Source organism: Citrobacter sp. CFNIH10 (genome assembly GCF_002934585.1).
Classification (GTDB): Bacteria; Pseudomonadota; Gammaproteobacteria; order Enterobacterales; family Enterobacteriaceae; genus Citrobacter_A; species Citrobacter_A amalonaticus.
In genome coordinates this window covers 3,571,528-3,584,970 of sequence record NZ_CP026216.1, presented here as the reverse complement: position 1 = coordinate 3,584,970, position 13,443 = coordinate 3,571,528, and the positions used below count along the sequence as shown (strand labels likewise).

Sequence of the window (13,443 nt, the reverse complement as noted above, 5' to 3'; positions counted from 1 at the left end):
AAGCGCGGCAATGTGGTCGACCGATGGTAACACTAAAAAAAGGGAGAATGCACCCTTCTGTTTTATATTGGGCTGGATCATGACGTCAGCAAGCGTTTTTCGCCTCCTCCTCTCACCTGCCCTGAAGGATTGTCCTGGAGACAGAATGAATATCCATTCACTGACTGGCTGACAGTTTTGTTACACTAGGATTAACCGTCTGAAATCGACAGGATATAAATGATGCCATCAAATCGCTTCGCCAAAAAACACTGGAAAATGGTGGTCGTCCTGATCGTCATCTGTGGCGCAATGTTATTGCTACGCTGGGCGGCAATGATTTGGGGATAGCCGTGAAACGCTGCGCCGTCGTGATTCAGGCAGCGTGCACATTCTGGACAAAAGCGCTGACGGGTAAATCGACGTCAGACACCGTAAGAAAAAAGCCAGACTGGCGAACAGTCTGGCCTCAGTTTACATCCGGTAGCCCAGAGAGACGGTAGTACGTCTGTCCGTATGCTCCGGTGCCGTTTCCGGCGGTTCGGAGTTCCACGTCACGTTGTACGCCACCTTCAAACCAAAGTGCTCATTGATTGCCACATTCAGCGCCGTCTCGGAGTTCAGCGTCGTATCTTCAGCACCGAACACCGACACGCCTTGCGTAAATTTGGTGTTGTCTGATATCTGCCAGGCATACGCGCCAGAGGCATAGCCCAGCGGCTGCGTTTCCGTCGTGCCATCCGTATGTTCGTCGTACCGTACGCCCGGACCGAATTCAAAACGGAAACTGTGTACGGGACCGTTAAGGAACTGGCGACCATAACCGGCAGTGAACACGTCGCGCTCACGGTAGCCGTTATAACGGTCCGTCAGCCAACTCGCCTGGCCAAAAAGATAGTCATAATCGGTCACGTTGTAACGACTACGACCGCCAACCGCATATTTCTCTGAAGAGCGTTCATCATTGGAAGAAGTGTTGCTCGCGTTCCCCCACAGTGACCAGGCCGTTGTTTGGCCGTACCAGGTCATGGTCGTGTCCGCGGTCAAAGAAGAACTTTTCGTGTTGCCTGACTGCGCAAGATAACCGGCATTGAGATTGCCTTCGAAGGGTTTCTTCGCACTTGAGGGGTCATCCATGACAGTAAAAACGGAATCATCGGCAGTTGCATACATCGACGCAAACATGCCCCCCGCCAGCAGAACGGCAGCGGGAACTGTCTTTAAAAGCTTCATTTATAAAGAGTCCGTACAACAAAAAAAGAGACCATTACGGTCCCGGAAACTTTCAGAGGGATCAATGACAAACGCCCCAGGAAAGGTAACAAATTATAAAAAGGCTCGAATAACATAGCAATGAATTCTTATTTCATTTTTTGAATAAGAGAGCTCTCAAAACAATTAAATATTTATATATCTTTACGGTAAATTAAATAAATAAACTTTAATTAATCATATTGTTAATGACTTCACTTTAGGGCTATTCGGTGCCAGACTGAACATAGCCTAACAGGAGGTAACGATGGTACGTATCTATACGTTGACGCTTGCGCCCTCTCTCGATAGCGCAACGATCACTCCGCAAATCTATCCCGAAGGGAAACTCCGCTGTACTGCCCCGGTATTTGAGCCTGGCGGCGGTGGCATAAATGTCGCTCGCGCCATCGCCCATCTGGGCGGAACGGCAACCGCTATTTTCCCCGTCGGGGGGGCAACCGGTGAACACCTGGTGACCCTGCTCGCTGACGAAAACGTTCCGGTCGCAACCATTGATGCAAAAGACTGGACGCGTCAGAACCTGCACGTTCATGTCGAATCCAGCGGAGAACAGTATCGCTTTGTGATGCCCGGCGCGGCTCTGAATGACGATGAGTTTCGCCAGATAGAAGAGCAGGTTCTGGAGATCGAGTCCGGTGCCATTCTGGTGATCAGCGGTAGTCTGCCGCCAGGCGTTAACGTTGAAAAACTCAGCCAGTTAATTACCGCCGCGCAGAAACAGGGGATCCGTTGCATCATTGACAGCTCCGGCGAGGCGTTGACGGCCGCGTTAGCGATTGGCAATATCGAACTGGTTAAACCCAATCAGAAAGAACTCAGTGCCCTGGTTAATCGCGAACTGACGCAACCTGATGACGTGCGCAACGCGGCGCAGGAAATTGTCCGCAGCGGCAAGGCACAGCGCGTCGTCGTCTCGCTCGGTCCTCAGGGCGCACTGGGCGTGGACAGTAAAACCTGTGTACAGGTTGTGCCGCCGCCGGTCAAAAGCCAGAGCACCGTGGGCGCGGGCGACAGTATGGTGGGAGCAATGACCCTCAAACTGGCTGAAGGCGCCTCGCTTGACGATATGGTGCGCTTCGGCGTGGCGGCCGGTAGCGCCGCGACCCTCAACCAGGGAACACGCCTGTGTTCCCATGACGATACACAAAAAATCTACGCTTACCTTAGCCAGCCATAATGACCCCCCCTCTCTTCGAGGGGGAATTTTGCGTAAACCTGTCGGCTTACGCGTTCACCGTCTATGCTACAAACTCATGAGATTACAAAGGGGTGTCAAATGGCCAGTGGGGAAATCACCCGATATGTTGTTACTATCACGTTCCACGAGGACTCCTTAACGGAAATAAATGAACTGAATAATCATCTTACCCGTGCCGGTTTTCTACTCACTCTTACGGATGATGACGGTAATGTGCATGAACTGGGAACCAATACCTTTGGGTTGATTAGCGCCCAGAGTCCGGACGAGGTCAAAGCTCTGGCCGCGGGACTGGCTGAAAGTGCGTTAGATAAAATGCCGGAGGTCAGCGTGGTGACCTGGGACGAGTGGGATCTCAGCGGACAATAAATGCCATTACCATGAAAACACGTCCACGGTGTGCGTTAGTTCGTGTTTTTTTACCGCATCTTTGCGCTAACCTTATGATCTGGCAGACAACATGGGGAGAGACATCATGTGGCAGGCTATCAGTCGCCTTTTAAGCGAGCAACTCGGTGAAGGCGAAATCGAACTGCGTAACGAACTGCCTGGCGGAGAAATTCATGCCGCGTGGCATTTACGCTATGCGGGACGCGATTTCTTCGTTAAATGTGATGAGCGAGAACTGCTTCCAGGCTTCACGGCAGAAGCCGACCAATTAGAACTGTTATCACGCAGCCATACGGTGACGGTCCCCAAAGTGTGGGCGGTGGGTGCGGATCGTGATTACAGCTTTCTGGTGATGGATTATCTCCCTCCCCGCCCCCTGGATGCGCACAGTGCATTTATTCTGGGGCAGCAGCTTGCCCACCTGCATGAATGGAGCGATCAGCCGCAGTTTGGGCTGGACTTCGATAACGCGCTCTCGACCACGCCGCAACCCAATGCCTGGCAGCGCCGCTGGTCTACCTTCTTCGCCGAACAGCGCATTGGCTGGCAACTCGAACTGGCGGCGGAAAAAGGGATTGCCTTTGGTAATATCGACGCCATCGTCGAGCACGTGCAACAGCGTCTCGCCTCCCACCAGCCACAACCTTCTTTATTACATGGCGATCTGTGGTCCGGGAACTGCGCGCTCGGGCCAGACGGTCCGTATCTGTTTGACCCAGCCTGTTACTGGGGAGACAGAGAGTGTGACCTGGCGATGTTGCCGCTGCATACTGAACAGCCGCCGCAAATTTATGATGGTTATCAGTCAGTGTCGCCGCTGCCGTTAGATTTTCTCGACCGGCAACCGGTATATCAACTGTATACCTTGCTCAACCGGGCAAGACTGTTTGGCGGCCAGCACCTGGTGATTGCGCAGAAGGCAATGGACAGACTACTCGCGGCGTAATCATGGTTGACATCAATTGGCCGCCGGATGGCGGCCTTTCAGGCCGCTAACAAAGAAGGAAAAAACGTGGTTTTTCCTTTTTTGTGGTTATCAGCCGAAAATCAATGAATTGATTTTCCTCGTTTATAATCAGGCGCTCTCGGCTTGTCCGGTAACGGAACGAGGTTTGTCATCACTCTCAAAGACCGCCGGATGGCGGCCTTTTTGTTCAGACAAATCCCAGCAGGGAAAAAAACACATAGCCGGCAATGATGATAATCACCGGCAGGATGTAGAGCGGGAAAAACTGCAGAAAAATCGTGTGATGCGGCACCACGATCCGTGACTCGATCTGCTCGCGTGACAACCCTTCGCTGCCCTTGGCTTTCTCCAGAATCAACTGGTCTTCAACGCCTTCACGTAAAAACCGCGCCTGGCGGCTCATGCGCGCGCCGGAATCCTGCATCGCCAGCCCGATAAAAATCAGCGCAAAAATCAGCCAGAACAGAATGTTCAGGCTATTCTGGAAATCCGGCGTCGGCGAGTTGTACCAGAAGAGGTTCAGAAACGGGGTATTCACTCGCATCATGTCGATCATGACGTGGGCAAAATCGAGCATCACCGCGTTAATCCCTTCCTGCTTTTCGCTGTGCGCGTACATAAATTTCAGGGCTGAAATCAGCGTGGAGAGAAGCGCCGGGATAAATATCACCCATCCTAAGATCCTTTTTAACACTGCAATGCGTCCAGCTTGTTGATACGTCATGAGTTCCCCTTGATGAAGACGCGTCGTTTTGGCTTAAGTCTACCTGCTGATAACCCTTTTCGCCCGATCTTTAAAAACGTTATGATAGCGGCTAACGCTGAATACCCTACATTTAATGCTCAACAGGAGAGGTTGTAATGTCAACCCCGCGTCAAATTCTTGCGGCCATATTCGATATGGATGGATTGCTGATTGATTCCGAGCCGCTGTGGGATCGGGCTGAACTGGACGTGCTGTCCAGCATCGGCGTCGATATCACTCGTCGTCACGAACTCCCGGATACGCTGGGACTGCGCATCGATATGGTTGTCGATCTCTGGTTTGCTCAGCAGCCGTGGAACGGGCCGAGCCGCCAGGAGGTCACCGATCGCGTCATTACCCGTGCCATCACGCTGGTTGAAGAGACGCGTCCGCTATTACCGGGCGTCAAAGAAGCGGTCGCGTTGTGTAAAGCGCAAGGTTTGAAAGTCGGACTGGCGTCAGCATCCCCTCTGCATATGCTGGAAAAAGTACTGGCGATGTTCGACCTGCGGGAGAGCTTTGACGCTATCGCTTCAGCGGAGAAACTACCCTACAGCAAGCCACATCCCCAGGTTTACATCGACTGCGCGGCGAAACTGGGCGTCGACCCGTTATGTTGTGTAGCGCTGGAAGATTCCGTCAACGGTATGGTGGCATCGAAAGCCGCGCGGATGCGCTCTATCGTCGTACCGGACAAAGAGGTGCGACACGATCCGCGCTATATCCTCGCTGACGTCAGGCTCAACACACTCACGGAACTGACCATCGCCGATTTACTTGGCTAACCGGGATCGGGCAATGGCCACATTGCCCGTCTTGCCAACAGTCAAAATTAAAACGACGTTTCATTTTTATTGTATTCTTTCGGTTCCTCTCCTATCCTTCTTTCAGGCACATAACAGATAAAAACGGATAGCCGAGGTCATTATGATTCTGGATGCATTTCGTCTCACAGGTAAAGTCGCCATTGTCACCGGTTGTGATACCGGGCTCGGGCAAGGGATGACGGTTGCGCTGGCGCAAGCCGGTTGCGATATCATCGGCGTGAACCGCAAAGTCCCTCATGACACCGCCGCCAAAGTTGAAGCGCTGGGTCGCCGCTTTTTCGCCATACAGGCCGATCTAAGCCAACAGGAAGTCATCGCGGACGTTATCGCCCAGGCGGTAGAGAAATTCGGTCGCATCGACATTCTGGTGAATAACGCCGGGACCATTCGTCGCGAAGACGCACTCAGTTTTACTGAAAAGGACTGGGACGACGTGATGAACCTGAATCTCAAGTCGCTCTTCTTTCTCTCCCAGGCCGTTGCACGCCAGTTCATCGCCCAGGGCCAGGGCGGAAAAATCATCAACATCGCGTCAATGCTGTCGTTTCAGGGCGGTATTCGCGTCCCGTCCTATACGGCCTCAAAGAGCGGTGTTCTGGGCATTACCCGACTGTTAGCGAATGAGTGGGCGCAGCATCAGATTAACGTCAACGCTATCGCCCCCGGTTACATGGCAACCAACAACACCCAACAACTGCGGGAAGATGCTGAACGCAATAAAGAGATTGTCGATCGTATCCCGGCGGGCCGCTGGGGAACGCCAGACGATCTGCAGGGTCCGGTCGTTTTCCTCGCCTCGAAGGCAGCAGATTACATCAACGGTTATACGCTGGCCGTCGATGGCGGTTGGTTAGCGCGTTAAACGCGCATTATTGACAAAGAGTTACAACGTCACCACTTCCGCCCACTGTATAAAAATCCTATACTGTACGAATTCACAGTTTATCAGGTTTTATCATGACGGCGGAAGGTCACCTCCTCTTTTCCATTGCCTGCGCGGTGTTTGCTAAAAACGCGGAACTCACGCCCGTGCTCGCACAGGGTGACTGGTGGCATATTGTTCCTTCCGCTATTCTGACCTGTCTGTTACCGGATATTGATCACCCAAAGTCATTTCTCGGTCAGCGACTAAAATGGATTTCGAAACCGATCGCCCGTGCGTTCGGCCATCGCGGATTCACTCACAGTCTGCTGGCCGTCTTTGCGCTGCTGGCGACCTTCTACCTGAAAGTGCCGGAGAGCTGGGTTATCCCCGCCGATGCCTTGCAGGGTATGGTGATAGGCTATCTGAGCCATATCGCCGCCGATATGCTGACGCCAGCGGGCGTCCCCCTGCTCTGGCCCTGTCGCTGGCGCTTTCGCCTGCCGATTCTGGTCCCGCAGAAAGGTAATCAACTGGAGCGATTTCTCTGCATGGCGCTGTTTGCCTGGGCGGTATGGATGCCCCAGACCTTGCCCCAGAACAGTGCAGTTCGCTGGTCATCCGATATGATTAATACACTGCAATGGCAGTTCAATCGCTTTATAAAGCATCAAATCGACCAGTAAAGCAGCGAAATTATCGTTTTTGGCATAAACAATTCCATTTGAATATAAGAGCCAGGTCACAGTTCTGCTAACCTTGCGGCAACAGGATCGCTGTGACACAGCGGGACGAATAATAAAATCAGGAGAACGGGGATGAATTTTCCATTAATCGCGAACATTGTGGTGTTCGTCATTCTGCTGTTTGTGCTGGCGCAAGCCCGTCATAAACAGTGGAGTCTGGCAAAGAAAGTGCTGGTCGGTCTGGTCATGGGTGTGGTCTTTGGCCTTGCGCTGCACACCATCTATGGCTCTGATAGCCAGGTGCTGAAAGATTCCGTCCAGTGGTTCAACATTGTTGGTAACGGCTATGTTCAACTGCTGCAAATGATCGTCATGCCGCTGGTATTTGCCTCGATTCTGAGCGCGGTCGCCCGTCTGCATAACGCCTCACAGTTGGGGAAAATCAGCTTTCTGACCATCGGGACCCTGCTGTTTACCACATTGATTGCCGCACTGGTCGGTGTGCTGGTGACCAATCTGTTTGGCCTGACCGCTGAAGGTCTGGTTCAGGGCGGTGCCGAAACGGCGCGACTGAATGCCATTGAAACCAACTATGTCGGTAAAGTGGCCGATCTCAGTGTCCCGCAGTTGGTGCTCTCCTTTGTACCGAAAAACCCGTTTGCCGATCTGACCGGCGCGAACCCGACGTCCATTATTAGCGTGGTCATTTTTGCCGCCTTCCTCGGCGTCGCCGCGCTGAAACTGCTCAAAGATGACGCGCCGAAAGGTGAACGTGTGCTGACCGCAATCGACACCCTGCAAAGCTGGGTGATGAAACTGGTCCGCCTGGTCATGCAGTTAACGCCTTACGGCGTTCTGGCGCTGATGACTAAAGTGGTAGCGGGTTCTAACCTGCAGGACATCATTAAGCTGGGTAGCTTCGTCATTGCCTCGTATCTCGGTCTCGGCATTATGTTCGTTGTCCACGGCGTACTGCTGGGTGTTAACGGCGTGAGCCCGCTCAAGTACTTCCGCAAAGTGTGGCCGGTTCTGACCTTCGCGTTTACCAGCCGTTCCAGCGCCGCCTCTATCCCGCTGAACGTGGAAGCGCAAACCCGTCGTCTGGGCGTGCCGGAATCTATCGCGAGCTTCGCCGCCTCCTTTGGTGCGACGATTGGCCAGAATGGCTGTGCTGGTTTGTATCCGGCCATGCTGGCCGTTATGGTGGCGCCGACGGTCGGTATTAACCCGCTGGATCCTCTCTGGATTGCGACGCTGGTCGGCATTGTGACCGTCAGCTCTGCCGGGGTAGCCGGTGTCGGTGGCGGTGCCACGTTCGCCGCGCTGATCGTACTGCCCGCGATGGGGCTGCCTGTCACGCTGGTGGCGCTGCTCATCTCCGTTGAGCCGCTGATTGACATGGGCCGTACCGCGCTGAACGTCAGCGGGTCAATGACCGCCGGTACGCTGACCAGCCAGTGGCTGAAGCAAACCGATAAAACCATTCTGGACAGTGAAGACGACGCCGAACTGGCGCATCACTAAACGTCCCCAAAACAGAAAACCGCCCTTCGAGGCGGTTTTTTTATGCCGGAATTAATCCGCTATTTCGTTTTCCTGACGAATCTGATTTGCCCAGCGCTGGGCAGATTCCGCCTCGCTGAACGCCGGCGATCGCTGGAACGACTCCCCCATTAAGACAAACGCGACATACTTCCCGCGCAAGATCCACACGTCACGAAACGCGTCCATTTTTATTGCATGTTCGGGCGGTGCAGGTTCAACACGCGGAACATAACTAATAACCGGGCGATTTTGTTGGCGAAGAGGTTTCATCATTAATTGCTTCACTAAGACAAATTCAAAAATCAGAAAAGAACTATCTTAGCCGATTTTACCCCCGCCCGTCCTGCTCCTGGCGTGCGCTTTCCCCTGTCAACCAACGCTGTCATCCGCGTTCTGCCCGGCGGGATCACACGAGTGGACTATAGTTAGAGGGTTTTTGACAAAAAAATATCGACCCTTTCAGCAATGAAAAATGGAGACGAGTTCAATGTCGCATAATGAGAAAAATCCCCATCCACATCAATCACCGGTGCACGATCCGCGCGAAGCAAAACCGGGCCTGGACTCTCTGGCTCCTGATAATGAGTCGTATCGCCCTGTTCCTGAACCAACGCCTCCAGGCGCGCAACCTACCGCGCCCGGCAGTCTGAAAGCCCCGGATACCGGCAATAAAAAGCTGAGCGATCTGGAAACGGTACGCAAGGGCAGCGAGAATTTTGCCCTCACTACTAACCAGGGCGTACGCATTGCTGATGACCAGAATTCATTGCGTGCAGGCAGTCGTGGACCTACGCTGCTTGAAGATTTCATCCTGCGCGAAAAAATCACCCATTTTGACCACGAGCGCATTCCCGAGAGGATCGTCCATGCACGCGGCTCGGCAGCTCACGGCTATTTCCAGCCCTACAAAAATCTGAGCGACATCACCAAAGCCGACTTTCTCTCTGACCCGGATAAAATCACCCCGGTCTTCGTACGTTTTTCCACTGTTCAGGGCGGCGCAGGCTCGGCGGATACGGTGCGTGATATCCGTGGTTTTGCCACCAAGTTTTATACCGAAGAAGGCATTTTTGATCTGGTTGGCAATAATACCCCTGTCTTTTTTATTCAGGACGCGCATAAATTTCCTGACTTTGTCCATGCGGTAAAACCGGAGCCGCACTGGGCGATACCGCAGGGACAAAGTGCGCATGACACCTTCTGGGATTACGTGTCGTTACAGCCAGAAACCCTGCATAACGTCATGTGGGCTATGTCCGATCGTGGCATTCCGCGCAGTTATCGCACCATGGAAGGCTTTGGCATTCACACTTTTCGGCTGATCAACGCCGAGGGTAAGGCCACCTTCGTTCGTTTCCACTGGAAACCTCTGGCAGGTAAAGCCTCACTCGTATGGGATGAAGCGCAGAAGCTGACCGGTCGCGACCCGGACTTCCATCGCCGGGAACTGTGGGAAGCCATTGAAGCCGGTGATTTCCCGGAATATGAACTGGGACTGCAATTGATCCCGGAAGAGGACGAGTTGAAATTCGACTTTGACTTACTGGATCCGACCAAACTGATCCCCGAAGCGCTGGTTCCGGTGCAGCGCGTCGGTAAAATGGTACTCAACCGCAACCCCGATAATTTCTTCGCCGAAAACGAACAGGTCGCCTTTCATCCCGGCCATATCGTTCCCGGCATTGATTTCACGAACGATCCGCTGTTGCAGGGGCGTTTGTTCTCCTATACCGATACGCAGATTAGTCGTCTTGGCGGACCTAACTTCCACGAAATCCCAATCAACCGCCCGACCTGCCCGTATCACAACTTCCAGCGTGACGGCATGCACCGCCAGGATATTGATACCAACCCGGCAAACTATGAACCCAACTCCATCAATGACAACTGGCCGCGTGAAACGCCGCCGGGACCGAAACGCGGCGGCTTTGAGTCATATCAGGAACGCATCGAAGGTAACAAAATCCGTGAACGTAGCCCCTCGTTTGGTGAATACTACGCCCATCCGCGTCTGTTCTGGTCAAGCCAGACGCCCGTTGAGCAGTTGCATATCATCGATGCCTTCAGCTTTGAACTGAGTAAGGTCGTTCGTAGCTGGATCCGTGAACGGGTGGTCGACCAACTGGCGCATATCGACATTAACCTCGCACAGGCGGTCGGGAAGAATCTGGGGATCGCGTTAAGCGATGAACAGACACAAATTGCACCGCCGCCAGAGGTGAACGGACTGAAGAAAGATCCTTCACTCAGTCTGTATGCCGTGCCGGACGGCGATATCAAAGGCCGCGTCGTCGGGATTTTGCTCAACGGAAAAGTGAAATCCGCCGATCTGCTTTCAATACTCCAGGCGCTTAAGGCGAAAGGCGTCCACGCGAAACTGCTCTACTCCCGCATGGGCGAGGTGGTCGCAGATGATGGTTCAACGCTGACCATCGCCGCCACTTTTGCCGGAGCACCGTCTCTCACCGTGGATGCAGTCATTGTGCCGTGCGGTGACATCGCCGATATTGAGGACAACGGCGACGCGCAGTACTACCTGCTGGAAGCCTATAAGCATCTCAAACCTATTGCACTCGCCGGTGAAGCACGACGCTTTAAAGCGCGACTGCATATCGACAGTCAGGGAGAGGAAGGCGTTGTTGAAGGCGCTGATGCGGATAGCCGTTTTATGGATGAGCTGTTTACATTGATGGCAGCTCACCGTGTCTGGTCGCGCACGGCTAAAATCCCGGCCGTACCAGCCTGAGGCAAATCGCGGGCAAAAAAAGCGGCGCACCACGCGCCGCAAACTCAGGAGTCAGACATCAAGAAAACTGCCCAGACGGTAGCCACGTTCTGCAATCGCATACTTGAGCGAGGCCGACGTCAGCACGTCCAGTTCAGTCAAGCGGGGGTAACAATAGGCGCTCTGACGGATGATATTGTCAATAAACGCCGGGTGACACATCACTTCCAGTGAGGATTCTCCACGTTTTGCTGAAGCATCGAGAGCCTGCAGAAACAACGCTTCCGAAATCACTTCCCCGTAAAACTCACTGCTGAACCCTTGCGAGCTACGCAGCGTCGCCGGAAGATCGCCTGCCTGGAACACCGGCTGACGATCAATGCGCAGCGCAAGATTACGCTCTGCGGCAAATCGCGCGACAAGGGGGAAGATCTGCGGGAACATATGCACATGGTGATGACTATCCAGGTGTGTCGGCTCCCGTCCGAACAGGTCGATGAAACGCTGGTACTGACTGGCAAGCTCACGGGCGATTGCATCCAACGGCAGCGTATCTTCCTCTGCCATCTGCCAGATCCATTTTCCCAGACACCCTTCACGGGTTAATCCCGGCATCTCGGTCAGCGGTTTTCCCAGCGTCAGAACAAAGTGCATCCCTACCGCCAGCGTCGGCAGATCGCGGCTTAAGGCGACCGCATGCTCAATGGCATCACCGTTCACCAACGCCGTGGTCGAGGTCACCACGCCGTGGCGACAGGCCTCCACGATGCCGTAGTTTTGCCCTTTGCTCAGACCAAAATCATCCGCGTTTACAATCAATAAGCGTTCCATAGCCGACCTCTTTAGTGTTGTGCGTCTTTAAGCTTCGCAATGCACCCGGCAAAGTTTGGCAGCCACTTTTCGTGCGCCAGAATCAGTTCACGCGCCAGCCCTTCTGCGTCGTGGTCTGAGTGCACCAGCGGGCTCAGGTTCAGCGCCAGCAACACATCGTTAAACTCACCACTCAGCGCCGCGTTACTGGCAGCGACTTCAAAGCCTTTGATGGTATAGATCAATCCCAACACTTTCTCGTCAAAATGGGTGATACGCGGCGTCGGCGTTGCCCCATTGCGACCCAGCGTACAGGTCATCTCTACCGCCCAGTCGGCCGGAATGTTATCGACGTGGCCGTGATGCGGAATGTTGACGTAATGCTCGGTTTGCTTGTCATTAAAAATGGCATTAATGACTTCGCAGGCGGCGTCAGAGTAGTACGCGCCACCGCGCTGCTCCAGCTCCTTCGGCTTGACGTTCAGCTCCGGGTTCTTATACAGATCGAACAGCTGTTTCTCGACCTTCTGTACCACCTGAGCCCGCGCGCCCCCCTTGTAGTATTCGCCTATCTCGATCGCCAGCATCTCTTTTTGCTTGAAGTAGTACAACAAATACGAGCATGGCAGCAGATTCAGAGAGCGAATCAGCCCTTCGCTGAACGGCAGATCGAAAATGTTTTTCACCGTGGAGGCTTTAAGCTGGCCCGAGGCTACGCCATCCAGCAGTTCGGCAAAGCGTGACTGCCCGTTGACGATCACGTCTTTAATGAACACCATGTGGTTGAGACCAAACAGGTCGATCGACAGGTCATCACTCTCTTTCAGTGCCAGCACATCGTGGATGAACATCTTCATCCCGACCGGAATGTTGCACACGCCAATAAAGCGTTTGAAGTTCGTATGACGATAGACCGCTTCGGTCACCATACCTGCCGGGTTAGTAAAGTTGATCACCCAGGCATTCGGGCACAGTTCTTCCACATCGTTAATAATGTCGAAAATCACCGGGATCGTGCGCAGCCCTTTGAACAGACCACCGGCACCGTTGGTTTCCTGGCCCAGGTAGCCGTGACTCAACGGAATACGCTCATCCAGTTCACGCGCTTTCAACTGTCCTACGCGCAACTGCGTGGTTACGAAATCGGCATCTTTCAGTGCTTCGCGGCGATCCAGAGTTTTAAACACCTTCATCGGCACGCCTGCTTTTTCGATCATACGCTGGCAAAGTTGATAAATAATATCCAGTTTCTCTTCACCGCCTTCGACGTCAACCAGCCACAATTCGGAAACCGGCAGCTCGTGGTAGCGTTTAATAAATCCTTCCAGCAATTCCGGGGTATAGCTGCTGCCACCACCAATGGTGACGACTTTTAATTTCTGGCTCATCGTTTCTCCCTTCAGTGCTTAACACTGGCGTGAATGATGCTCTGCC

Annotated in this window: 14 protein-coding genes; 9 read left to right on the top strand and 5 right to left on the bottom strand. The window is 53.5% G+C overall.

The window, feature by feature from the left end:
- Positions 1-222: 222 nt before the first annotated feature.
- On the top strand, positions 223-330 hold the full coding sequence (gene yniD / locus C2U53_RS21125; protein WP_086512613.1) for a small membrane protein YniD: 108 nt from the start codon (positions 223-225) through the stop codon (positions 328-330).
- Between the two features lie 123 nt (positions 331-453).
- On the opposite strand, the gene C2U53_RS21120 is transcribed toward yniD, so the two are convergent.
- A complete protein-coding gene (locus C2U53_RS21120; RefSeq protein ID WP_043000877.1) occupies positions 454-1,212 on the bottom strand; it encodes a YdiY family protein in 759 nt (252 codons plus the stop codon).
- Positions 1,213-1,498: 286 nt separating this feature from the next.
- On the opposite strand from C2U53_RS21120, the gene pfkB reads away from it, so the two are divergent.
- From pfkB to C2U53_RS21105, 3 genes are all read left to right on the top strand, one after another.
- The gene (gene pfkB, locus C2U53_RS21115; RefSeq protein WP_043000878.1) at positions 1,499-2,431 is read left to right on the top strand and encodes a 6-phosphofructokinase II; all 933 of its coding nucleotides are present in this window, start codon (positions 1,499-1,501) and stop codon (positions 2,429-2,431) included.
- Positions 2,432-2,530: 99 nt separating this feature from the next.
- Positions 2,531-2,821 carry a type V toxin-antitoxin system endoribonuclease antitoxin GhoS gene (gene ghoS, locus C2U53_RS21110; protein ID WP_043000879.1) on the top strand — a complete coding sequence of 97 codons (291 nt, stop codon included), beginning with the start codon at positions 2,531-2,533 and terminating at the stop codon, positions 2,819-2,821.
- A 106-nt stretch (positions 2,822-2,927) separates the two neighbouring features.
- Positions 2,928-3,788, top strand: coding sequence for a fructosamine kinase family protein (locus C2U53_RS21105; RefSeq protein ID WP_043000880.1), 861 nt, complete (start codon positions 2,928-2,930; stop codon positions 3,786-3,788).
- A 208-nt stretch (positions 3,789-3,996) separates the two neighbouring features.
- Here C2U53_RS21105 and C2U53_RS21100 read toward each other — a convergent pair whose 3' ends face one another.
- Positions 3,997-4,533, bottom strand: coding sequence for a YniB family protein (locus C2U53_RS21100; protein ID WP_043000881.1), 537 nt, complete (start codon positions 4,531-4,533; stop codon positions 3,997-3,999).
- A 137-nt stretch (positions 4,534-4,670) separates the two neighbouring features.
- Here C2U53_RS21100 and hxpB point away from each other — a divergent pair, with 137 nt between their 5' ends.
- The 4 genes from hxpB (at position 4,671) to tcyP (ending at position 8,453) form a co-directional block, all read left to right on the top strand.
- A complete protein-coding gene (gene hxpB / locus C2U53_RS21095; protein WP_043000882.1) occupies positions 4,671-5,339 on the top strand; it encodes a hexitol phosphatase HxpB in 669 nt (222 codons plus the stop codon).
- 142 nt (positions 5,340-5,481) lie between these two features.
- Positions 5,482-6,243: a 2-dehydro-3-deoxy-D-gluconate 5-dehydrogenase KduD gene (gene kduD / locus C2U53_RS21090; RefSeq protein ID WP_043000883.1), complete on the top strand. Its 762-nt coding sequence runs from the start codon at positions 5,482-5,484 to the stop codon at positions 6,241-6,243.
- Between the two features lie 95 nt (positions 6,244-6,338).
- Positions 6,339-6,929, top strand: a complete 591-nt coding sequence (locus C2U53_RS21085) for a metal-dependent hydrolase (protein WP_043000884.1) — start codon at positions 6,339-6,341, stop codon at positions 6,927-6,929.
- 132 nt (positions 6,930-7,061) lie between these two features.
- The gene (gene tcyP / locus C2U53_RS21080) at positions 7,062-8,453 is read left to right on the top strand and encodes a cystine/sulfocysteine:cation symporter (RefSeq protein WP_054176635.1); all 1,392 of its coding nucleotides are present in this window, start codon (positions 7,062-7,064) and stop codon (positions 8,451-8,453) included.
- Between the two features lie 51 nt (positions 8,454-8,504).
- Here tcyP and cedA read toward each other — a convergent pair whose 3' ends face one another.
- Positions 8,505-8,759, bottom strand: a complete 255-nt coding sequence (cedA, locus tag C2U53_RS21075) for a cell division activator CedA (protein WP_071888400.1) — start codon at positions 8,757-8,759, stop codon at positions 8,505-8,507.
- Positions 8,760-8,961: 202 nt separating this feature from the next.
- Here cedA and katE point away from each other — a divergent pair, with 202 nt between their 5' ends.
- Entirely contained in the window at positions 8,962-11,220 is a 2,259-nt protein-coding gene (katE, locus tag C2U53_RS21070) for a catalase HPII (protein WP_044265464.1), read from the top strand.
- 51 nt (positions 11,221-11,271) lie between these two features.
- Here katE and chbG read toward each other — a convergent pair whose 3' ends face one another.
- Positions 11,272-12,030, bottom strand: a complete 759-nt coding sequence (gene chbG / locus C2U53_RS21065) for a chitin disaccharide deacetylase (RefSeq protein ID WP_104446407.1) — start codon at positions 12,028-12,030, stop codon at positions 11,272-11,274.
- 11 nt (positions 12,031-12,041) lie between these two features.
- A complete protein-coding gene (locus tag C2U53_RS21060; protein ID WP_043000889.1) occupies positions 12,042-13,397 on the bottom strand; it encodes a 6-phospho-beta-glucosidase in 1,356 nt (451 codons plus the stop codon).
- Between the last annotated feature and the right edge of the window lie 46 nt (positions 13,398-13,443).